The sequence below is a fragment of the Streptomyces sp. P9-A2 genome, from assembly GCF_036634175.1.
GTDB classification, from domain to species: domain Bacteria; phylum Actinomycetota; class Actinomycetes; order Streptomycetales; family Streptomycetaceae; genus Streptomyces; species Streptomyces pratens.
The window spans coordinates 6326179-6348371 of the sequence record NZ_JAZIFX010000001.1 but is presented as its reverse complement, the minus strand read 5'-3'; the positions used below and the strand labels follow the sequence as shown (position 1 = coordinate 6348371).

General features: G+C 72.7%; 14 protein-coding genes. 8 read left to right on the top strand and 6 right to left on the bottom strand.

The features are described 5' to 3' along the window. The first annotated feature begins 299 nt into the window (after positions 1-299). The 4 genes from V4Y04_RS28810 (at position 300) to V4Y04_RS28795 (ending at position 5327) form a co-directional block, all read left to right on the top strand. Positions 300-1907, top strand: coding sequence for an ABC transporter substrate-binding protein (locus V4Y04_RS28810; RefSeq protein ID WP_332431282.1), 1608 nt, complete (start codon positions 300-302; stop codon positions 1905-1907). Continuing rightward, positions 1904-2857: an ABC transporter permease gene (locus V4Y04_RS28805; RefSeq protein WP_332431281.1), complete on the top strand. Its 954-nt coding sequence runs from the start codon at positions 1904-1906 to the stop codon at positions 2855-2857. The genes V4Y04_RS28810 and V4Y04_RS28805 overlap by 4 nt, the downstream gene beginning before the upstream one ends. Beyond that, positions 2854-3729: an ABC transporter permease subunit gene (locus V4Y04_RS28800; RefSeq protein WP_332431280.1), complete on the top strand. Its 876-nt coding sequence runs from the start codon at positions 2854-2856 to the stop codon at positions 3727-3729. The genes V4Y04_RS28805 and V4Y04_RS28800 overlap by 4 nt, the downstream gene beginning before the upstream one ends. 68 nt (positions 3730-3797) lie before the next feature. Next, positions 3798-5327 (top strand): ABC transporter ATP-binding protein, encoded by a 1530-nt coding sequence (locus tag V4Y04_RS28795; protein WP_332433030.1) that lies wholly within the window; start codon positions 3798-3800, stop codon positions 5325-5327. 269 nt (positions 5328-5596) lie between these two features. On the opposite strand, the gene V4Y04_RS28790 is transcribed toward V4Y04_RS28795, so the two are convergent. Continuing rightward, on the bottom strand, positions 5597-6712 hold the full coding sequence (locus tag V4Y04_RS28790) for an FAD-dependent oxidoreductase (RefSeq protein ID WP_332431279.1): 1116 nt from the start codon (positions 6710-6712) through the stop codon (positions 5597-5599). Positions 6713-7082: 370 nt separating this feature from the next. On the opposite strand from V4Y04_RS28790, the gene V4Y04_RS28785 reads away from it, so the two are divergent. Genes V4Y04_RS28785 through V4Y04_RS28770 form a run of 4 tightly spaced genes read left to right on the top strand, consistent with a single transcriptional unit; the run spans position 7083 to position 10513 of the window. Continuing rightward, positions 7083-8255: a cytochrome P450 gene (locus tag V4Y04_RS28785; protein WP_332431278.1), complete on the top strand. Its 1173-nt coding sequence runs from the start codon at positions 7083-7085 to the stop codon at positions 8253-8255. Next, positions 8252-8440 (top strand): ferredoxin, encoded by a 189-nt coding sequence (locus V4Y04_RS28780; protein ID WP_326755253.1) that lies wholly within the window; start codon positions 8252-8254, stop codon positions 8438-8440. Before V4Y04_RS28785 ends, V4Y04_RS28780 begins: the two co-directional genes overlap by 4 nt. Then, positions 8437-9579, top strand: coding sequence for an NAD(P)/FAD-dependent oxidoreductase (locus tag V4Y04_RS28775; RefSeq protein ID WP_332431277.1), 1143 nt, complete (start codon positions 8437-8439; stop codon positions 9577-9579). Before V4Y04_RS28780 ends, V4Y04_RS28775 begins: the two co-directional genes overlap by 4 nt. A 10-nt stretch (positions 9580-9589) precedes the next feature. Further along, positions 9590-10513 (top strand): LysR family transcriptional regulator, encoded by a 924-nt coding sequence (locus V4Y04_RS28770; protein ID WP_332431276.1) that lies wholly within the window; start codon positions 9590-9592, stop codon positions 10511-10513. A 349-nt stretch (positions 10514-10862) separates the two neighbouring features. Here the strand turns inward: V4Y04_RS28770 and V4Y04_RS28765 are convergent, their stop codons facing one another. From V4Y04_RS28765 to V4Y04_RS28745, 5 genes are all read right to left on the bottom strand, one after another. After that, positions 10863-13172 (bottom strand): N-acetylmuramoyl-L-alanine amidase, encoded by a 2310-nt coding sequence (locus V4Y04_RS28765; protein WP_332431275.1) that lies wholly within the window; start codon positions 13170-13172, stop codon positions 10863-10865. A 184-nt stretch (positions 13173-13356) separates the two neighbouring features. Beyond that, positions 13357-14730, bottom strand: coding sequence for a TIGR02679 family protein (locus tag V4Y04_RS28760; RefSeq protein WP_332431274.1), 1374 nt, complete (start codon positions 14728-14730; stop codon positions 13357-13359). Beyond that, positions 14721-19055 carry a TIGR02680 family protein gene (locus V4Y04_RS28755; protein ID WP_332431273.1) on the bottom strand — a complete coding sequence of 1445 codons (4335 nt, stop codon included), beginning with the start codon at positions 19053-19055 and terminating at the stop codon, positions 14721-14723. Before V4Y04_RS28755 ends, V4Y04_RS28760 begins: the two co-directional genes overlap by 10 nt. Next, on the bottom strand, positions 19052-20326 hold the full coding sequence (locus tag V4Y04_RS28750) for a TIGR02678 family protein (protein WP_332431272.1): 1275 nt from the start codon (positions 20324-20326) through the stop codon (positions 19052-19054). The genes V4Y04_RS28755 and V4Y04_RS28750 overlap by 4 nt, the downstream gene beginning before the upstream one ends. Then, entirely contained in the window at positions 20323-22056 is a 1734-nt protein-coding gene (locus V4Y04_RS28745; RefSeq protein WP_332431271.1) for a TIGR02677 family protein, read from the bottom strand. The genes V4Y04_RS28750 and V4Y04_RS28745 overlap by 4 nt, the downstream gene beginning before the upstream one ends. Between the last annotated feature and the right edge of the window lie 137 nt (positions 22057-22193).

Genomic DNA, 22193 nt, shown 5'->3' with positions numbered 1-22193 from the left:
CCCTGTACACCCCGCAGGCCCCACACAGCCCGCACGCCCCGCACACGTCGCATGTCCCGCACAGCCCGCACACCCTGCACGCCCCGCACACGTCGCATGCCCCACACGACCCATATGTCCCGCACACCCTCACCCTCACCCTCACCCTCACCCTCACCCTCACCCTCACCCGCACCCGCACCCGCACCCGCACCCGCACCCGCACCCAGGATTCGCCCCCGCACCCGCACCCAGGATTCGCCCCCGCCCAGCACCAGCACCAGCACCCATACATCCACTCACACCTCGAGGAAACCCTCATGCGTGACACATCCCCCCGTCCCCTCCCCTCGCCGCATCGCTCCCCGGGACTGCGCCGCCGCGGCTTCCTCGCCGCGACCGGCGCCGCCTCGCTCGGCGCACTCACCCTGGCCGGATGCGGCGGCACCGGCACCGGTTCCGGCGACGATGCGGGCAAGGGCGGTGGCTCACCGAAGCGGGGCGGGCGGCTGCGCGCCGCGTTCGCGGGCGGCGGCGCCGGAGAGACCCTCGACCCGCACCTGGCCAACCTGTTCGTCGACGTCGCCCGCGCCAAGGCCCTGTTCGACAAGCTCGCCGACCACGGTGCCGACCTGTCGGCCCAGCCCCGCCTGGCCGAGAGGTGGGAGTCCAACAGGACGCTCGACCGCTGGCAGGTCACCCTGCGCAGGGCGACCTTCCACGACGGCAGGCCGGTCACCGCCGAGGACGTGCTGTACAGCTACCGCCGCATCGCCGACCCGAAGCGGGCGTTCCGCGCCAAGGCGTCCCTGGAACCCATCGACCTCGACGCCAGCCGCGCCACCGGCGAACGCGCCGTCGAGTTCGTCCTCAAGCGGCCCACGGCCGAGTTCCCCAACATCCTGGCCGCGTTCGGCGCGTACATCGTGCCCGGGAACGCCACCGGGTTCGACAGGAAACCGATCGGTTCCGGTCCGTTCCGCTTCGTGTCGTTCACCCCGGGCCGTTCGGCGGTCTTCGGTCGCTACGACGACTACTGGGAGGGGGCCCCGCACCTCGACGAGATCGAGTTCGTCGTGGCCAACGAGGAGTCGGCCCGCGTCAACGCGCTGCTCGGCGGGCAGATCGAGTACGCCCACGAGCTCAACCCCGCCACCGCCCGTGCCCACGAGGGCAAGGGCCAAGTCGAGATCGTGCGGCTGCGGGGCAGCACCATGCAGGCGTTCTGCATGAAGACCGACCGGCCGCCCTTCGACGACGAGCGGGTGCGCCAGGCGTTCTTCCTCATCGCCGACCGCGAGGAGCTCGTCGACGGCGCCCTGTCCGGCGCGGGCGAGGTAGGCAACGACCTGTTCGGCAAGGGCTACGAGTACTACGCCGACGGCCTGCCGCAGCGTGGACAGGACCTCGAGCGGGCCCGCGCCCTGCTCAAGCGGGCCGGCGCCGAGAAGCTGAAGGTCGCCCTGGACACCTCGGCCGTCGCCGCCGGGTTCACCGAGGCCGCGAGCATCTTCCGCGACCAGGCGAGGAAGGCGGGCGTCACGGTCGAGGTGCGGATGGGCAGCAAGGACTCCTACTGGAGCGACGTCCTCGACCGCGGCACCCTGTGCTGCTACCGCTCCGGCGCCATGCCGATCGAGGCCCACATCTCCCAGCGGCTGCTCACCGACTCCTCCACCAACGCCACCAAGTGGCGGCACAAGGACTTCGACGCGCTCTACCGGCAGGCCCAGTCCACCCGCGACAGGGCAGAACGCGCCGCCGTGCACGAGCGCATGCAGCGCCGTCTGTACGGCGAGGGCGGCTTCCTGGTCTGGGGCTTCGCGGACTGGATCATCGCCACCGCGCGTACCGTCCGGGGCGTCGATACGAAGGCGCCCGCCAACACCCTCGACTGGGCCCGCTTCGACAGGGTGTGGCTCACGTGAGCGGACTGCGCTCCTTCGTCGCCCGGCGGCTGCTCCTCGGTCTCCTGCAGACCGCGGCCGTGGTGCTGCTGGTCTTCGCACTCACCGAGGCGCTGCCGGGCGACGCCGCGGTCGCCCTGGCCGGGGACCAGCCCGACCCGGCCCGCGTCGAGGCCATCCGCGAGGCCATGCGGCTGGACCGGCCCGCGTGGGAGCGGCTGACCGACTGGGCGGCGGGTCTGCCGCACGGCGACTTCGGCACCTCCCTCGTTTCCGGCCGCCCGGTCGGCCGGTACATCGCCGACGGCTTCGGCCCCACCCTGCTGCTGGCCGCGCTGACCGTGGTCCTGCTGGTACCGGCCGGTTTCGGGCTCGGGATGCTGGCCGCCCGCCACGAAGGACGGTTCGTCGACCGGGTGATCAGCTCCGCGACGCTCGCCGTGTACGCCGTCCCGGAGTTCGCCCTCGGGGTCCTGCTGGTGACCGTCCTCTCCCTGCGACTGGGCTGGCTGCCGCCGACCGCCGTCGGCTACGGCACCGACCTGCTCGCCCATCCGGCCGCGCTCGTCCTGCCCGTCCTGGTCCTGCTGTCCCGGCCCGTGTGCTCGCTGGCGCGGATGGTGCGCGCCGGCATGATCGACGCGCTCGCCTCCCCGTACGTGGCGCAGGCCCGCCGCTACGGCGTGTCCGGCGCCCGCGTCCGGTACACGCACGCGCTGCCCAACGCGCTGGCCCCCGCCGCCCAGCAAATCGCCCGCACAGTCGACTGGCTGCTGTGCGGTGTCGTCGTCGTGGAGGCCCTGTACGTGATTCCCGGACTCGGCACCGTTCTGCTGGGCGCCGTCGCCGAACGCGACGTACCCGTGGTCCAGGGCCTGACGGTGGTGTTCGGCGTCCTGACCGTCGTACTGAACCTGGGCGCCGACCTGGTCGCCCACCGGCTCGCACCCCGAGCGGGGGTGGCCGCGTGAGGACATGGCGCCCGGGCCGCTTCGCACTCGGCCTCACGATCCTGGCCGTCCCTCTGGTCCTCGCCCTGCTCGGCCCCGTTCTCGCGGGCGATCCGGGTCCCCGGGCCGCTTCCTTCACCCTGGGCGGCGGACACTGGCTCGGTACCGACTTCGTCGGGCGCGACGTCTGGCGGCAGGTGCTGCACGGCGGCCGGCCGGTCGTGCTGACCGCTCTCGCCGCGACCGCCCTGGCCTACCTCGTGGCCCTGCCCGTCGGCCTGGCCGGCGCGCTCACCCACCACCGCCTGCTGGAGGAGCTGCTGATGCGGCCCCTGGACGTGCTGCTCGCCGTCCCGTCGCTGCTGCTGATCCTGCTGACCGCCACCGTGTACACCCCCGGCCCCGCCGGTCTCGCCCTGCTGGTCGCCGTGGCCAACGTGCCCGACGCGGCCCGTCTCGTGCGGGCCGCCGCCGCGGAGGCCGCCGCCCGGCCCGCGGTCGAGGCCCTGCGCATGCAGGGCGAGACCTGGTGGCGCATGGGCGTCGGTTACGTCGGCCGTTCCATGCTGCGCACCCTGGCCGCCGATGCCGGAACCCGGCTGACCGGTGTGCTCTACCTGGTCGCCACGGCCGCGTTCCTCGGCGTCGGCGTGGCGCCCGACGCCGCCGACTGGGCGGTCATGGTCGACCGCAACCGCACCGGCCTGTTCGTCCAGCCATGGGCCGTGCTCGTCCCCGCCCTGCTGATCGTCGCCCTGACGACGGGGACGAATCTCCTCTTCGACGCCGCGCTGGACAAGGGCGGGAGACGGGGCGCCGCGGTCCCCTCGACCAGGACCGACGCTCCGGGCGCAACCGTCCGGAGCCGGACAGAGAAGGGCGCACGCCCGTGAACCACAAGGCCACGCCCGTGAGCCACAAGGCCACCACCGCGAACCACAAGGCCACCACCGTGGATCCCGTGGCCGAGATCCGCGACCTGCGCGTCGAGATCGACGGCCGGGCGATCGTCGACGGAGTGAGCCTGCGGGTGCTGCCCGGCAAGGTCACGGCGCTGGTCGGCGCTTCCGGCAGCGGCAAGACCACCACCGGCCTCGCCCTGCTCGGTGAGTACCCGGCCGGCGCCCATGTCACCGGCGACGTACGCGTGAGGGCCGACGGCCTCGTCGGTCACGTCCCCCAGCACCCGGCCGCCGTCCTCAACCCCGCCCGCCGTGTCTCCGCGCTGTTGACCGACATCGCGCGCGTCCAGGTGAGCCACCTTCCGCGCGGGCAGCGCCGGGCGGAGGCCCGCGCACGCGTCCTGCACGCCCTCGCGGAGGCCCAACTACCGAACGCCGAAGCCCTGTTGCGACGCCACCCGCACCAGCTCTCCGGTGGTCAGCAGCAACGCGTCGTCCTCGCCCAGGCGCTGCTGCTCGGCGCGCGCGTCATCGTCGCCGACGAGCCCACCACCGGTCAGGACGCCCTGACCAAGAGCCGCGTCGTCGAGCACCTCGCGACCGTCGCCGGCCGCGGCATCGCCGTCGTGCTGATCGGCCACGACCTGGACGTCGTCCGGTCACTCGCCGACGACGTGGTGGTCATGCGGGCGGGCCGGGTCGTCGAGTCGGGCCCGGCCCAGCGCCTCCGGCTCACGCCCCGGCATCCTTGGACTCGCGAACTGTTCGGCGAGCAGAAGGAGTTGCCCTCACCGGGCCGCCCGGCACCGGACGGTCCGGCCGGTGCCGGTCAGCCCGTCCTACGGGTACGCGGCCTCACCGCCCGCCACCGCGACGGCGCACACGGCACGACCGTGGTGCTGCGTGCCCCCGGGCTCGACCTGTATCCGGGCGAGTGCCTCGCCGTCGTCGGCCGCTCCGGCAGCGGCAAGACCACCCTCGCCCGATGCCTCGCCGGCCTCCACCGCGACCACGACGGCGACGTCCTCCTGGACGGCACCCCGTTGCCGGACAGCGTGCGTGACCGCAGCCGCGCACAGCTCGCGGCCGTGCAGTACGTCTTCCAGGACGCGCACGCCGCTTTCGACGAACACCGCCCCGTCCTGCACCAGGTCGCCCGCACCGCGGTCCGCCTGCGCCGTGCCGACGCGGACACGGCGACGCGGGAGGCCCTGAGCACCCTGGCCCGCCTCGGACTCACAAAGGACCTGGTGCGACGGCACCCCGGCCGGCTCTCCGGCGGCGAACTACAGCGCGCCGCACTCGCCCGTGCCCTGCTCGCCCGACCCCGCGTCCTCGTCTGCGACGAGATCACCTCCGGCCTCGACACGATCACCCGCCGAGACATCCTCGGCCTCCTCACCGCGCTGGTCCGCGACCGCGACGACCTGTCCCTGGTCCTGATCACCCACGACCTGGACACGGCCGCCATGGCCCACCGCATCGCCGTCCTGGACGCCGGCGAAGTCGTCGAACAGGGACCGGCCCAACGGATCCTGACCTCCCCGAGCCACCCGTTCACCGTCTCCCTCGTGCGGCGGAGGAACTGACACGGCGAAAATCGGCGACGGCCGTGTCCGGTGAGCGTCCCGACCCGGCGTAAGGCCGGTGGCTTCACGCCCCGGGACGGGGGGCTCTCATCTGTACCGACCGCCGCGACGGCCTCCGTCCCGCAGCCCGTGACCACGCGCCACGAGCCGAACCGAACCGAACCGAACCGATCCGATCCGGGCTCACCGGAAGTCCCCGCTCCCTTCGGGTGCTTCCCTTCAGAGGCTTCCCGTCAAGGGCTTCAAGACGGTGTCGAAGCCGCCACGGGTCACTCCTTGGGGGCGGTGGCGGCGGGCTTCTGGCCGGGGAAGACGTCGTCGATCTCTTCCTCGGACCAGCCCTGGCGGGAGATGGCCTGCAACTTGTCGGTCTCCGGCTTGCGGGTGGCCTGGTAGGAGGCCAGCGCCTCCTTCAGCGAGGGCGCATCGCGCAGCGCGTCGGCCAGCGCGCCGGCGTCCTCGATCGCGGAGTTGGCGCCCTGGCCCTGGTGGTGCAGCATCGAGTGGGCGGCGTCACCCAGCAGCACCACGGAGTCGGAGTGCCAGGTGTCGACCGGGTCGATGTCGTAGACCGCGCGGATGTTGACCGTGGACATGTCCAGGCCGCGCGCGATGGCGACCAGGCGCTCGTCGAAGCCCTCCACCGTGGCCAGGATGTCGTCCTTGGTGACCTCGGGGTTCCAGGCACTGTCCGGGCACAGCGCGGTGATGTCGAAGGAGACCTGACCCCGGTGGCGCAGCGGCAGCAGGTAGACCTTCGTGCCCTTGCCGATGTACATCCGCAGGTTGTCGTCGGTGACCATGCCGTGGGCGTCGTCGAGGGAGATGACCGCGCGGTAGGCGTGCTCGCCGGAGAAGACCGGGCCCTTGTCGCTGAACAGTTCCCTGCGCACCACCGACTTGATGCCGTCGGCGCCGACGACCAGGTCGGCCTCGGCGGTCGTGCCGTTGGCGAAGGTGAGCACGGAGCGCTCGCCGTGGTCCTGGATGCTCTCCAGCTTGTGGCCCAGGTGCACCATGCCCTCGGGCAGCACGCCCAGCAGCGCCTCGATGAAGTCGCCGCGGTGGATCAGGTGGGTGTGGGTCTGCTCGCCGTCGGCCGGCCACGCCTCCTTCATGATCGGCTCACCGGTGGCGGTGAGGATCTCGAAGTACTCGCTGGGCGAGGTCACCCCCGCGATCGCCTCGAAGATGCCCCACTGGCGGAACCGGTTCATGGTGGCGGGACGCAGACCGATACCGGCGCCGACCTCCCGGGTCTGGCTCGCCTGCTCGTAGACGTCGACCTCGGCGCCCAGCAGGCTCAGCGCCTTGGCCGCCGCCGCACCGCCGTACCCCGCACCGACAACAGCGATCTTCAAGTTCTTCAGCTCGGAGTGCTGCATGGTGGCTCTCTCTTACTTCTGGAGGGTCGGCGGGTCGACGCCGGCACCGGTTCGAGGACGGGGCGCACGGGGTACACGGGATGCGCGGGTGCTCTTGGCACTCGTGCCCGCCTCGCACGCCCGGCGCGGGATGCACCGCTCCCGTCGGTTGTGGCGACATTAACCATTTGGTTTACATGGCGTCAATGAAATGAACATCCTGAAAAAACAATGCGGGGGAGAGTGATTTGGGCACGCCAGGCCCAGCTCGGCGGCTACCGTCGGACAGGATGACCTGTTACGGGCCCCGGCTGAAGCATGAATCGCCTGCATGTCACTTCATGCGAATCATTCATTTGCTGGATGTAAGACCGGCCACTTCACTGGGGGCATGACTCCTCCCCCTGCCTCCGACGTCGACCTCTTCGCCGACGACGTCCTGGTCGACCCCTACCCCGTCTACGCCGAACTGCGAGAGCTGGGCCCCGTCGTCCACCTCCGTGAGAACGACGTCTACGCGCTGACGCGGTACGACGTCATCCGTGACGCGCTGGCGGACTGGGAGTCGTTCTCCTCGACCTCGATCGCCTTCAACCCGATGGCCAACGAGGCGATCACCGGTACCTCGCTCGCGTCCGACCCGCCGGTGCACACCCAGCTGCGCGCCACGCTCACCGAGAACCTCTCCCCGCGCGCGCTGCGTGGCATGAAGGGGCAGATCGAGGCGAAGGCGGACGCTCTCGTCGCCGAGCTCGTCGAGAAGGGTTCCTTCGAGGCGATCGACGCCCTCGCCCGGGCGTTCCCGCTGGAGGTCGTCGCGGACCTGATCGGCTTCGAGGGTCATGTGCGCGACAACATGCTGCGCTGGGGGCAGGCGGCCATGCAGGTCCTCGGCCCGATGAACCAGCGCACGGCCGAGAACTTCCCCATCGCCGGTGAGCTCTACGGATGGTGCTCCCAGGTCAAGGCCGAGGACCTGGCCGAGGGGTCCGTGGGCCGCGGCATCTTCGACGCCGAGGCACGGGGCACCATCCCGCCGGGCACGGCCGGCCACATCATCCACCAGTACCTCGGCGCCGGCGTCGACACCACCATCGCGGCGATCGGCAACATCGTCGCCCTCTTCGGCTCGCACCCCGACCAGCTCGCCCTGGTCCGCGAGAACCCGTCGCTGGTGCCGGCGGCGTTCAACGAGGTACTGCGCTTCTGGACGCCCATCCACGCCTGGGGCCGACGCGCCACCAAGGACGTCGACATCGACGGGACCGTCATCCCGGCGGGCGCGCAGATCGCGATCCTGCTCGGCGCCGGGAACCACGACCCCCGGCACTACGAGAACCCGGACTCCTTCCTCGTCGAGCGCAATCCGGTCGACCACCTCTCGTTCGGCTACGGCCCGCACGGCTGCGCGGGCCAGGGACTCGCCCGCCTGGAGGCCCACGCCGTGATCGAGGCGCTCTCCCGGCGCGTCGAGCGCCTCGTCGTCGGACCCGAGGTCCGCGTTCCCAGCAACACCACCCGGAGCATCGAAGAGCTCCCCGTCCTGGAGGTGATCCCCGCATGAAGATCGTTCTGGACCGTCCCCGCTGTGAGGGCCACGGCCTGTGCGAGGAGGCCGCCCCGCAGCTCATGCACCTCGACGACGAGGGCGAGCTCGTCCTCGACCACGAGGAGGTCGACGGGGCCGACATCGCCCTGGCGAACGCCGCCGCCCGTGTGTGCCCGGTCGCGGCGCTGAGGGTCGTATGAGCACCGGCACCGTGAACCGCGTCGTCGTCGTCGGCAACGGGATCGCCGGGCTCACCGCGGCCGACACGCTCCGCGAGGCCGGCTTCGACGGTGAACTGACCGTCGTCGGCGACGAACGGCACCCGGCGTACAGCCGTCCGGCCCTGTCCAAGGCGCTCCTGCTCGACGGCGACGACCTGTCGTCGCACGAACTCCCGCCGACCGGCCACGGGGCGACCGAGCTCCTGGGCGTCCGTGCCACCGGACTCGACCTCGACCGCCGGCTGGTCACGCTCGACGACGGTACGGATCTGCCGTACGACCGCGTCGTCCTCGCCACCGGCTCCCGGGCGCGACGACTGTCCGACCTTCCCGAGGAGCTCACCCTGCGCGGGCTCGACGACGCCCTCGCTCTGCGCGAGCGGCTGGCGGACCGGCCGTCGGTCGTCGTGGTCGGCGGAGGCCCGCTCGGAATGGAGATCGCCTCGGGCTGCCTGGCCGCGGGCTGCCGGGTCACCCTCGTCTCCCAGGGGGCCCCACTGATCCTCCAGCTCGGTCCGCACCTCGCCGGTGTCTTCGTCAAGGCCGGACTGGAGCTGGGGCTCACCATCGTCGAGACCGAGCTGGCACGGCTGGAACGGCGTGGGGAAAGCGCCCGGGTCGTCCTCCAGGAGGGCCCGGTCCTCGAGGCGGACCTGCTCGTATCCGCCGTCGGCGACATACCCAACACGGAGTGGCTCGCGGACACGGGTCTCGCGGCGAAGGGTGCCATCGCGGTCGACCCGCGCGGGCTCGTCCGCCCCGACGTCGCGGCCGTCGGCGACCTCGCGGCCGTCCGGACTCCGAACGGTCTGCGCCGCGTCCCCTTCTGGAGCAGCGCGATCGAACAGGCGAAGGTCGCCGCGAGGGCGCTGGTCCTGGGCGACGAGGCGCCACCGCTCCAGTTCCAGCCGTACTTCTGGACCGAGCAGTTCGGACTGACCCTCAAGGCGGTGGGCCATCTGCCGCTGGACGGAGAACCCGAGTACGTCGACGGGGAGCCCGGCGGCGGGCCGGCGCTGATGCGCTGGTCACAGGACCACGGCAGTGGTGTGGCCGCGGCGCTCAACTACCGGATCCCCATCCCCCGGCTGCGCCGTATGACTCAGGCGGCCGCGTAAGGTCGATTCCATGGGCGACGGAGAAAAGGGCACCACGGGTTCGGGACTGGACCGGCTGGCATCGGTCAACCTCAACCTGTTGGTGCCCCTTCTCGCGCTCCTCGAAGAGCGTTCGGTGACCAAGGCCGCGCAGCGGGTCGGTCTGTCGCAGCCGGCGATGAGCCACGCCCTCACGAGAATGCGGCGGCTGCTGGGTGACGAGCTCGTCGTCCGGCAGGGGACGGGCGTGACGCTGACCCCGCGCGCCCTGGAGCTGATCCCATCGCTGCGCAGTGCGCTGCAACAGGCGGCGCACATCGTGAACTTCCCCTCCTTCGACCCCGCCACCGACCGGCGCGTCATCACGGTCGCCCTGACGAACAGCACCGCGTTCGTCGTCGGCCCCCACCTGACGCGGCTCCTCGCCGAACGCGCCCCGCACGCCACGCTGCGCCTGCGGACGATCACGGTCCCGACCGAGGCCACCTTCACCGACCTGGGCGTCGACGTCGTGCTGATCTCCGAGGGGCACTTCTCGCCGTACCCGCGCGAGCGGCTGTACAACGACCGCTGTGTGGTGGTGGCCTCACCGGACACGCCACCGGAAGCGAGCGCGCTCGACCTCCTGACCACCCAGCCGCACATCGTCGTCGACACCGACCGGCGGGTCTTCCCGTACTCCGTGCTCGAGGAGAATGGCATCCCCTACCGTGTCGGCCAGTTGAGCTCCGACTTCCTGCTCGTCCCCTTCCTGGTGGCCCGCGCGGGCGGCGTCGCGCTCTTCCGCTACCAGGTGGCCGCCACCATGCGGACCCTCACCGACCTGCGGATCGAGGAGTTCCCGTTCCCGCTGCCCGGCCTCGGGATCGACATGGTCTGGAACCCCCGACTGGCCGACCAGTACTTCATCGAATGGTTCCGGGCCCTGCTGTTCGACGCCGCGGCACGACTCTGACGCGGACACCGACGGGTGTGGTCCCGTCACCCGCGGCCACGGACCGCGGACCTCGGGCCTCGGGCCTCGCGCTGTCAGCCCCGGGGCGCCGTCGCACACCCGGCCCATACCGTCCTGCCCGGGCCGAGGCGGTCGCGTACCACCTCACTCGACGGCGAGTGCGTCCACGAGGACCGGCCCCCGGCCTCCGTCCTCGTCCGCGCCAGGGACCTTGCGCGCCGGCCGGTTCCTGGCCTGGTACGAACGCCGGATCGCCGTTCCCGAGTCGCGAGCCCACACCGGCCCGGGGCCCGTTCGCGCGTGTACGAACGGGCCCCGGGCCGGTGTGTTCTGCCGGGGCCGGCGGAGGTTACTTGAGGTACACGAGACCGTCGGTGGTGATGGCCGGGCGGCCGCTGGTGCCGGCGACGACGATCTTGACGGTGTGCTTGGCGCTCGTGCTCCAGGTCTTGGTCCAGAGGGCGTCGCGGTATTTGGCGGTGGCCGACTTCAGGTCCACGGTGGTGAGCTTCTTGCCGTCGACGTAGATGTGCGCCTGGCCGGAGGTGGCGGCGCGGGAGGCGACCCAGGCGACGGAACTGCCGGTGAAGGTCCAGGTCAGGGAGGCGTTCTTGGTGGAGCTGGTGTACGACTTCCCGCCGAGGTAGCTGGCGGAGGACTTGGTGGTCCACTTGCCGGACTTGGTGGCGGAGGTTTCCTGGAGAATGACCGGGGTGCCGGTGACCGAGGCGGTGGCGGTGCTGCCGGCCTGGTCGTAGGCCTTCAGGGACCACTTGGTGGCCGTGGCGGACTTGGCGGTGTGCTGGGCGCTGGTGATCGTCGGCCCGTAGGTCTTCGCGGTCGGCGCGGTGAGCCGGACCTCCTTCAGCGCGGCACCGTCGGTGGCCTTCCACTTCAGGGTGAGCGGGACGGCGGCGGTGTTGACGGTGCCGGTGCGCAGAGCCAGGTTCGGCTTGGTGGTGAAGGCGGGGGCCGTGGTCTCGGCGACGACGGTCGCGGTGGCCGTCGTGGTTGCCTTGCCGGACCGGTGGACGGCGCGCACGGCCACCTTGTGGGTGCCGACGGCCAGGTCGGCTTTGGCGGAGGTGGCGGTGCCGGCGGCGGTGGCGGCGACCTTGCCGTCCACCAGCAGTTCGTACTTCGCGATGAGAGGGGCCGGGGTGGTGGCCGACCAGTTCACGGTCACCGAGCTCTTGGTGTACGTCGTCGAGCCGGCCGTCCCGGTGCCGGTGACCGACTTCAGGGCGAGGCCGGAGACCGGGCCGCCGGCCCAGGCCCGGACGGTGGCGAGCTCGTTGTAGAAGGCGTCGCCGGGGCACTGGGTGTTGTAGCCGTCGCGGTGGCCGTGGATCGCGGGCAGGGACAGTTGGGCACCCTTGGCCCAGGTCTTCCCGAAGTAGTTGCGACCGCCGTCGCCCGCGGTGAGGGTGACGGTGGCGGTGGGGTCGACACCGTACTGGCCGAGCTTCCAGGCGGCGATGCGGGCGACGGAGGTCAGGGCCGCCGTGGAGGGAGCGGTGGCGGTGTGGGTGCCCAGGACGGAGATGCCGGTGGTCTCGGCGTTGAAGCCGTAGGCGTGGGCGCCCATCACCGGCCGGTCCGTCCCGCCCTTGCGGCCCTCGTAGACCGTGCCGCACTTGTCGACCAGGAAGTTGTAGCCCAGGTCTTTCCAGCCGAGTTGCTTGACGTGGTATGCGTAGATGCCGCGGACCACGGCCGGGCCCTGGGCGCAGGTGTAGTCGTTGGACTCGGCGGTGTGATGCACCACGACCGCCTTGACCCGGCCGCCCGGCAGGTAGCCGGGCTCCTCCGGGCTGATCGACTCGTCCGCGCCCCAGCCGGCGCGGTCGGTGATCGGCGGGCTCGGCGCGGTGGACGGCGGCGCGGGCGGAACGCTGACCGAGGGGCTGGGCGAGGAGGTGGGCGAGGAGGAGACGGACGGCTCGGACGGTGAGGGTTCCGGCTCCGAGGGGCCGGCGGAGGACGGTTCGGGCGCTGTCGGCTCGGTGGTGGGAGGCTCGGACACAGTCTCGCCCGGCTGCGGAGCGGTGCTCGGATCCGTGCCCGGCTCTGCGTCCGGGTCCGTCTCCGGGTCCGGGGCCGGCTCGGAGACCGGAGGGTCGGGCGTCTCCTCCTCGTCGACCGAGTACGCCGCCGGATCCAGCGCCGTGACCTCGCCGCTGCCGGGGTCGACCATGTCCAGCCGCAGCCCCTTCGGCAGCCGCGTGGCGCCCTTCCCGTCGACTCGTACCTCGACCCCGTCGGACGGGCCCACCCAGGCCGGTTCGGTTCCGCCGCGCAGGGCGCCGCTCTCCCCCTGACCACTGTCGCCGTCCAGCCTCAGCCACGACGACCAGGTCTGCGTACCGGCCTGCCGGGTGCGGGCCTCGACCGTACCGGCGACGCGGGCGGACGGGTCGGACCAGGTCACGCCGAGCATGCTGAACGGTCCGGTCTCCCGCTTGCCCAGAGAGGCGGAGGCACCGTTCCCGGACACGCGCAGCGCGGTCGTCTCGGCCTTGCTGGTCACGGGCCCTGGCGCGCCCGCCGCGGGATCGCCGGTGGTCTGCTGGCCCGTCATGCTCTGCAGGACGAGTGCCCCGGACAGTCCGGCCGCGACAACAGCGGCCGTCTTCCAGAAGTGACGTGGAGTGCGCATGACAGTTCGTGGAGTCCTTCTCATCAGGATGAAGCCGAACGGAAGCCGACCATCCGAATGAGGCGGCCGCACAAGAGACTTGCGCGAGTCGGTAAAGGTTGTACGACCGGATGGATGCGCGAGGCAGGACCTCACTCCCGCAGCGTAAACACCCGCTGCCCAGGGTCCGGGGAGAGCTTCAGCCTCACGCTCTCCCCGGTCCCAGGTCCGCCAGCAAGTCGTCCAGCACCGCTTCCTCCTCGATCCGGACACCGCACTCGGCGAGAGCGACGGCCAGGTCCGGATCCCACGGGGTCACGGCGGGTGGGCCCGTCAGGCCGGGGGCTCCGGCCACCCTGGCCGCGGCTGCCCGGTAATAGGTGGCCGTGTAGCGCCACGGCCGCCAAGGGACGCCTCGTCCCAGCGCCGTGGCGATACGCACACCGCCCCAGTCGAAGTCGCCGTGGTAGAGAAGGCCGGCTCCCCGCGCGGACAGGCCCCGCAACAAGGTGAGGGCGGCGGCCGACGGCTGCCCCTGGAGGCACACCAGGGGCGGGCACGCCGGGCCGAAGGCGTCGGCGGCCGCGGACAGTACGGCCGGGTTCTCACAGATGTGGACTGTTCCCGTCGCCGGGACGGCGGCGACCGATGTGTCACGGGTGAGGGAGCGGAGCGTCAGGACCGTGGGCTCACCCGCGTCGGCCATCCAGTCGAGGGGCGGGGTACCGCGCAGGTTGAGGGTGAGGACGGTCGAGGACAGGTCGTCCTTGAGCAGACCCGCCGAAGCCCATGCCTCCCTCCGCCACTGGGCACCGGCACCGTCGGGAAAGCCGGTGAGAGAACGGAGCCCGGACAGGACGAGAGTGGCGAGCGGTGTCCCCTCGTCCAAGGCGTGGGAGTCCGAGAGGTTCCGTGCCGCGAACGTCGCTCGCGAGGTCGGAGGGGACACGGGCAGCGCACGCAGCGTGCGTACGGCATCCTCCACCAGAGGGCCGGCCGCTTCCGGGGCACGGGCGAGGCGTCGTACGAGACCGTCCGCGCGGATCCGCTCCGCCCAGGGGATCAGCTCGGCGTCGAGGGTGCCGAGCGGCGCGTACGCCTCTTCCCAGGCGCGTTCCTCCCTGTCCCGCTTCTCCGCGCGGAGTGGGACGGGGCCGGTGAGAGCCACCACGGCGGCCGCGAGTCCGTCGGGACTGACACCGGAGCGGCGCAGGACCGCGTCCACGGTGTCGAGGCGGACGCTCAGAGAGCCTCCGGCTCGCGGTGCCCGGCCCAGCAGGCGCTCGGCGGCACCGCGTTGGGATGCGTCGGGGCCGGACAGGGTGACGGAGCCGGTGAGCGGCCTCCCGTGTGCCATGCGCTGCCGGACGCGGTCCACGAGCCAAGCCAGGCCGGGATCACCGAGCAGACGGCCGAGACGCTCGGCGTCGATGCCGGTCCGGTCTCCGGCCGGTGGCGGTGCGGTCGGCGTCGCCTCCACGACGGTGTCGTCCGCCGGTGTCTCCCGTCCGGGCACCGCCTGGGTCCCGGGACTCGGGCAGCCGTGGGCAGCCGGAGTCGCCGCAGGACTCACCTCCATACGGACTCCTGTCCACCAAAGACGGTGCCGGTGCCAGTGCCGGAGCTGTTACCGGAACCGGATCCGGAGCCGTTGCCTGTTCCGGTTCTGGTGCCAGTGCCAGTGCCAGTGCCAGTGCCGGAGCTGTTGCCGTTGCCGTCAGCGGCGGCGATCCGCCCCGGCCCTCCGTGGGAACCCACCGGCCCCTCGGCCGCCTCGTCGAGGGCGTCGGCAGGGGAGGCCGCCGTCGACGCGTCCGCCCGCGCGCCGGGCTCCGTGCCGCGCCGCCGGTCGCTGCCGTCCCACTCCCACCGCGTGACCAGTACGGCGTCGATGTCGTCGACGCGCGAGAGCTGGGCGATGGCGATGCCGGGCACCTGTGGGTAGCAGGCCCATTCGCGTTCGCTGGTCATGACGACGTCGAGGTCGAAGGCGCGCAGCAGGCCGAGGCACTTGGCGCGCGAGTCGTCGTCGACGCCGGCGAACGCCTCGTCGAGGGTGACCAGGCGCGGGGCATGGGCGCCGCCCGCGCTCGCGTAGTGGGAGGACGCGGCGGCGAAGAGGGGCACGGACGCGGCCAGTACCCGTTCCCCGCCCGAGGCGGGGCCGGTGGCCGGCACCCACTTGCCGTGCTGGTGGCGTTCGACGCCGAACTCGTGCCAGGCCCGGTAGTCGAGGGCGGCGGTGAGGTCCTCCAGCCAGCTGCCCACGCTGTCGTCGGCCTGCCGGCGGGCGATCTGCTCCTGGAGGAAGGAGCCGACCGCGGCCCGGTCCTCGAGCGACCAGGCGTCGGCGGACTGGCGCAGCCGTTCACGGGCCTGGGCCAGTCCCTGCGGGGCCCGGCGGGACGCCCGCCACACCAGTCGCAGCTTCATTCCCGTGGAGGTCGGGCGTTCCTCCAGTTCCCTGTTCATGACGCTCACCTGCCGTTCGGCCGCCCCGATCAGTTCCTGGAGCGTCCCGGCGACCTCGGTGATCAGATGGGTCTGCAGGATCTCGCGCTCGTGTGCGGACAGGATGCGGGTCAGTTCCGCGACCTCGGCGGCCAGCGCCTCGGCGAGTTCGGGCACGGCCCGTTCCCGGCCCTGGTAGACGATGTCGACCCGCATGCCGTCCTCGCTCGGACGGGCGGTGGCGGTGTGGCCGTGCCGTGACAGCGCGTCCTGGAGCCTGCCGAACTCCTCGCTCAGCCGTTTCTGCACACGCTCCCAGGCCGCGTCCGAGTCGTCGACCGAGGAGAGCCGGGACTCGACGGCTCGCGCGAGGGTGACGGCGGGGGTCGCCGCCCACGTCCCCATGTCGTCGTCCGGTACGGCGAGGTCGGGCAGCGCGACGGCGAGCAGCCCCGTCGAGGCGAACCGCTGGAGCGCCGCGACGGCTTCCTCCCGCGCGGCGGTCGCCTCGGTGATGTCCTCGGCGAGCCGCTCGATGCGCCCTTCGGCTCGGCTGGCCCGCCGGTCTCCGTCGGCGAAGTCCTCCTGCGCCTTCCCCTGTTCGCTCTCGCAGGCGCGGGCCGCCTCGGCCGTCTCCTCCAGTTGCCGTTGGAGTTCGGCGACGGCCGCTCCGACGGTGGAGCGCAGGGTCGTGAGGTGTTCGTCCGCCGCCGCGGCGACCCGGGCCGTCTGCGTCGCACGCTCCGCGAGTTCGGACACGAGGGCTTCGGCCCGATGGGTCTCCGCCTGCTCGCCGGTCACCGCACGCTCGGCGTCCGCGCGTTCGCGCAGCGCGGGCCACAGGGCCGCCAGGAGAGCGGTGTGGTCGGCGAGCGCCTGGCGCACGGCGCCCAGTGCCGTGCGGTCGACGGGAAGGTGCAGGTCTGCCGCGGTCCCGGCGAGTTCGGCCGCCGCGCGGTCGGCCTGTTCCGCCGCCAGGGCCAGTTCCGCGGCCCGTTCGTCCTGCCGGGCGCGGGCCCGGTGGGCCGCGTCGGCCGCGGCGGTGACGCGTGCGTGCGCGTGGCGCAGGTCGTCGTCGCCCGGCAACGCGGCGAGTTCGGCGTCGAGCACGGCGCGGCGTTCGGCCACGGCGCGGGCCTCCCCGGCCAGTTTTTCCCGTTCCGCCACCAACCCGTCGACTTCGGTGCGCAGTTCACCGATCCGGGTACGGCGTGCCCGTTCCCGCGCTCCTTCTCCGACGTACTGGGCGCTGCCCTTGGCCCAGCTTCCGGTGAGCGCGCCGACCCGGAAGCGCCCGTCCGCGCAGACCCAGGTGTCGTGGCCGCCGGCCTCCCAGGAGGTCCCCTCGGGACCGTCGCCGGTCCCCGCGGTCAGCCCGATCGAGGCGAGCAGGCGCGCGACCGTCTCCTCCCCCACGGCGGCGGCCCCCGCGTCCGCCGGGTCGACCGCCGGGCACAGCGCGCGGTCGAGGCCTGCCCCGCCGAGCAGTCCGACCGGGTCGAGCAGCACGTCGTGGCCGTCCGCCGCGACGGCGGAGCCGTCCGGCCGTACCCAGGCGTCAAGGAGCCCCGAAGCTTCCAGCGCGGCTTCCAGTCCCGCGCGTTCGGTCTCGGTGACGTGCGGGCGGAAGTCGACGAGCCGCCACAGAGGGGCGCCGAGGCCCCGGTCCCGTACGTCGGGCGTGCGGGTGTGAGGAGCCGCCGGACCGCGTTCCCCGCCCATTTCAAGGGCGGTCAGTTCTTCCAACGCCAGCCGCTGCCGCTCCGCCGTCGCCGCCTCGCGGTGGGCCAGCCCGGCCGCCCGGTCGGCCAGGCGGGAGGCGGCGGTGCGATGCGCCCCGGCCGCCGCCGTACGGGCCGGCAGCGGGCCGTCCAGCCCGCTCACCCAGTCCTGTACGGCGTCCAGGACCCCCGCCGGTCCGGGCACCCGCAGCTCCACGCACCCGGAAAGGTGCTCCCGCACGGCCGCGACGAGCGCCCGCCCCGCCCCGGCGACGTTCTCCTCCGCCTCGGCCAGCCGCTCCCCGCTGTGCACGACCTCCTCGTCGGCCTCGTCGGCGCGCAGCCGGACGGCCCCGCGCCGCTCCTCTGCCCGCTCGGCCCGGGTGGCGAGTTCCGCCACGTGCTCGACGGCGCGCCGCCTGCCCGCCGTCGTCTCGTCCGCCTCGCGGCGCAGGACCGGTTCGGGGTCCCCCTGCGTCCTGGGGACATCGAGCCGGGCCGCGGCGGCGCTCTGCGCCACCCGGTCCTGGATGTCGTCGAGGGTCTCCTGGGCGGCCGTGAGCCGGTTGCCCGCGGTGGCGAGCCGGCCCAGGGCCCGGGTGTGCGCCTCGGCCGCCGTCCGCCGGTCCCCCTCGGCCCGCGTCAGCTCTCCGGCCGTGCGGGAGGCGTCGGCCGCCGCCCGGTCGAGCGCGCGGGCGTCGCGCATCTCGGGCCCGGACCGCAGCGCGGCGTCCTGGGCGGCCAGCCGCGCGGCCCGTTCGCCGAGTGCGGCGCTCCTCGCACGGGCCTCCTCGCGGTCCGCCGCGGCCCGGTCCCGGTCCGTCTGCGCCTTGAGGAGTTCCCGCTGGAGGTTCTCGTACCGTGCGTGTTCACGGCGGGGCAGGCGGGCACGGCGCCGGGAGGCGAGACGGGCGTAGCGCCGGTAGTGGGCCAGGAACGCCGAGGATGCCTGCTCGGCCTCGCGGGCCGCCCGCAGCTCCTCCTTCTCCTCGTCCAGCGACCGGAACGCCTCCGCCGCGTCGGCGACGACCGCCTGGTCCATCGGTGGCAGCGCCTCGGTCAGCGCCCGGGACAGGGCTGCCTCGCTCGGGCGCTTGGACAGCTGGGGCTGGCGCAGCTGGATCAGGAGGTCGACGAGGGCGCCGTAGCGCCGCTCTCCGAGCCCGAAGAGGGCTTCGTCGACGGCTCTGCGGTACGCCTTCGCCGTGTCGTACACCATGCCTCGGCTGCCGACGGCCTCCGCGAGCCGGTCCCGGGACAGCGCCGTCCGGGTCGCGTCCAGCAGGTCCAGGCCGGCGCCGACGCGCTGGTCCGTCACCGCGAACCAGTGGCGGGCGATACCTCGGCCGGCGACCGCCTTCAGCCCGCACAGCAACGTGCGGAAATGCGCCTCGCCCGTGGTGTCGTCGAGCCGTCCGAACTCGATCCAGGTGTAGCCGAGGCGTTCCGGGTTCGGGTGCGCGCCGCCCAGGAGCAGGTTCCACTCCATCCGCTTGCCCGGGTCGCCGTCGGGCTCGACACGGCGGGCGGAGAGGTCACCGTCCAGGAGGAACGGCAGGGTGAGGGCGAGCACCTTCGACTTGCCGGTGCCGTTGTTGCCGCGCAGCAGCAGCCGTCCGTCGCGGAACCAGAACTCCTCGACCTCGTAGTGGAACAGGTCGACGAGCCCGATGCGCAGGGGCCGCCACCGGCCGGGGGCGGGACTGGGGAGCGCGGTCACGAGGCGGTTCACCTTTCGTCCTTCACTTCGTCCTGCACGACGTCTGTCATGGTCGGGTGCGGGGGCGGGGCGGGGTGGTGACGGGCAGGCCCCCGTTCCTTGATCACGGGCTCGCCGACCGCGTACCGCGCGAGTGCCGGGCGGGGCACGACGCCCCGTTCCGTTCGCTCGGCGAGTCCCAGCGCGACCAGCTTCGTCAGCGCCTGCTCGACGAGTTGGGGCTCCGCTCCCGGCTCCCTCGCCGACTTGGACCAGAATCCGCCGTGTTCCGCGGCCAGTTCCCGTATGCGGAACGCCAGCTCCGCCGGTTCGACAGGCCTGCCCGCCCGCGCCAGGTAACCGGCCAGCAGCAGGGTGATGTGGCCGTGGGTGCCCTGTTCCGGCATGCGTACGTCCGTGAGGTCGTCCAAGGGGTCGACCATGGCGATGCCTTCGGCGCGGACCTCCGCGACCAGTCCCGTCAGTTCGTTGATGCGTGCGGTGATGAAGCCGCGCTGCCGGGTGAGGTAGGCCAGTTCGTCGTCGGCGAGGTCGTCGTAGTAGAGCACCGGGTCGTCGAGAAGGACACGGGTCAGCTTCCAGCGGATCGCGCGGAACCTGAGCTCGTCGCTGTCGAGGGCGGTCTGCGCGGTCATCTCCACCAGGCGCTCCTCGAAGTCCTCGGCCTCGACCATGGAGGGGCCCCGCAGGGACGCCGGCATTCCGGCCAGCACCCGTCGCCGCACGTCGTACAGCACGTCGCCCGATCCGCTGACGTAGGCGTCCTCGTCGCCGGCCACCCGGCGCAGCACCCCGAGCCGCAGCAGCAGGCGCACGACGGCCGCGAGATCGAGGCGCTCCTCGCGCCGTTCCAGGGTGAACGTGATACCGGCGGCGACGAGTTCGGGATCGGCGGCGGCCAGGACGACCTGTTCGGCGAGGCGTCCGAGGGCCACCTGCGACTCACCCCGCTCCAGCACGGCCAGTGTCAGGCAGAGCAGGACGTAGCGACGCCGGGTGAAGGGCAGGGCGCTGCGGGCGGCCTCGCGCGCCGGGTGCGTGGGATCGGTGAGGGTGCCCGGTGTCTTGCGCAGCCGCGCGGCGTCGGCGTCCGTGCGCAGCGTCCAGCCGACGTTGCGCTCGAACCACTCCCGCAGTTCGGCGGTGTGCCGGCGCACCAGCCGGAACTCGTCGGAGTGCGGTCCGTCGGCCGTGAGCAGCGGCTCCTTCAGCAGGGCGCGCGCGGCCTTCTGCAGGTCGGCCCGGCGCTGGCCGTCCAGGATCTCGGCGAGGGGGCCGCTCATCGGTTCTCCATACGGTTTTGGGCGGCCCCGGAGGACTGGAGGAGGACGCCCTGTCCGGGGGCGGGCTGGGGCATGTGTGTGGACATGGCTGTCGGCGGACTCGGATCTACCGGGGCAGGGAAGTGCCCTTCGGACGTACCGGGTCCGCCGCTCCCGTCTTCCCCCGCCGTGAGGTCGATGATGTCGATCAGGTGGTCGGGTCCGCTGAACACCCCATCAGTTGTGCGGACTTCAGCTGTTGCCCCATCGTCGAGGGCGGTCAGCCGGATCTCCATGGAGCCGTCCCCGCTGGTGGCCGCGGTGGTGGTCGTGCCCGGCCGCCAGGTGGCGAGCGCGTCGCCGAGCAGCCGCAGGAACAACTGGAAGGCGAGCGGGTCGAGTGCGTCGAGCCGGGACAGCCGCACCAGCCCGCCCGTCACGAGCCTGTCCCGTGCCCGCCGGGTCTCCTCCGTCTGCCGGGCGGCGAGCTCGGCGAGCCTGCGCTTCGCCTCGCTCCGGTCCGCCACCTTGCGCGGTTTGCCGCGTCGTTCGTAGCTGCCGGTACGGCGCAGCTGGGGGCTGATCCGCAGCGGTCGTGCCTCGCCCCACGGCGTCGAGGCCGGCTCCGGCGAGGCCGCCCGCTCGGCGAGGGTGTCGGCGTCGACGGTGAGGTGCCGGGAGGAGTGCAGCCCGAACGCCACCCGCCACAGCCGGTGCCGCGCCGCGTCGTCCGGCGCCTGGGCGAACCAGCGCGCCAGCGTACGGAAGTCGGCCGAGCGGTCCGACCGCCCGGCCCGCCGCTCGTTCAGCTGCCGTACCACCGCCAGGAGCTGCGGAATCGACCCGAGCGCCCGCCCGCGCAGCAGCCTGGCCTGCGAATCCCGCCCCTCCCCCGACACGAACCACTGCGCGAGCCCCGACCACCGGGCGGCCCACTTCTCGTACGCCACGGCCTCCGCGTGCTCGGCGTCCTCGGGAGCGGCGTCGGCGGCCTCACGGGCGGCGGCGAGCGACAGGAGCGGCTTCACCCTCCCCTGCTCCTCCAGCTCCCCGATCAGCAGGGCGATCCGCCCGCCGAGGGTGATGAGGTCCTGGATGAACCGCTCCAGGTACTGGATCAGCCGGTCCTTGTAGGCGAGGAACGCCTCGACCTCGATGTCGTGCAGGTCGATCGTCCGCTGCAGCGAGCCCATGAAGGCACGGGCGTTGTCCGCGAGGTCGGTGAACCGCGCCGTCAGCACGGACAGGGCGACGTACGCCTTGGCCGGGTCGGGCTCGTCCTCCGCGGCGATCACCAGCAGCGCCCGCAACTGCGTGACGATGTCGTGCAGCGCGACCGCCTGGAGCTCCCCGCGCCGCCCCAGCGCCTCGTCGTACGTCCCCAGCGCGGCCTCGGCCGCCTCACCGGCCCGGGTGAGCTGGTAGATGAAGCGCCTGCGGTAGAAGTCCTCGACCGCCGTCACCCGCGCGTGGTCCGGATCGGCCCGCAGATTGCCCCACTCCACGAGCTTGTCCAACGCCTGCGTCACCGCCTCGACGTCGGCGGGCCGCCTCCCCGCGTCCAGGGCGGCGTACACGTCCTCCGGCCGCAGATGCACCGCGAACCGCTCCTTGGCGGTGAGGAACGCGCGCATCACCTGGCGGTAGAGGGGAGCGTTGGGGACGGTGAGGTGGGCGAAGGGGGCGTAGTCGGCGGGGACGGGGCCGGAGCGCTGGGAGGCTTCGGGCGTCCGGGAGGTCTCGGAGGTCATCGTCGATCCATTGTCCCGGATCCCTCTCCTCACTTGTGCGGGATGCCCGGTTTTCGCATACCGGCCCGCTCACCGCCTTTTCCCCTCCCTATGGAGCACCACGCCGTGGCCCGCCGGGCACCGGCAGGACGACGGTG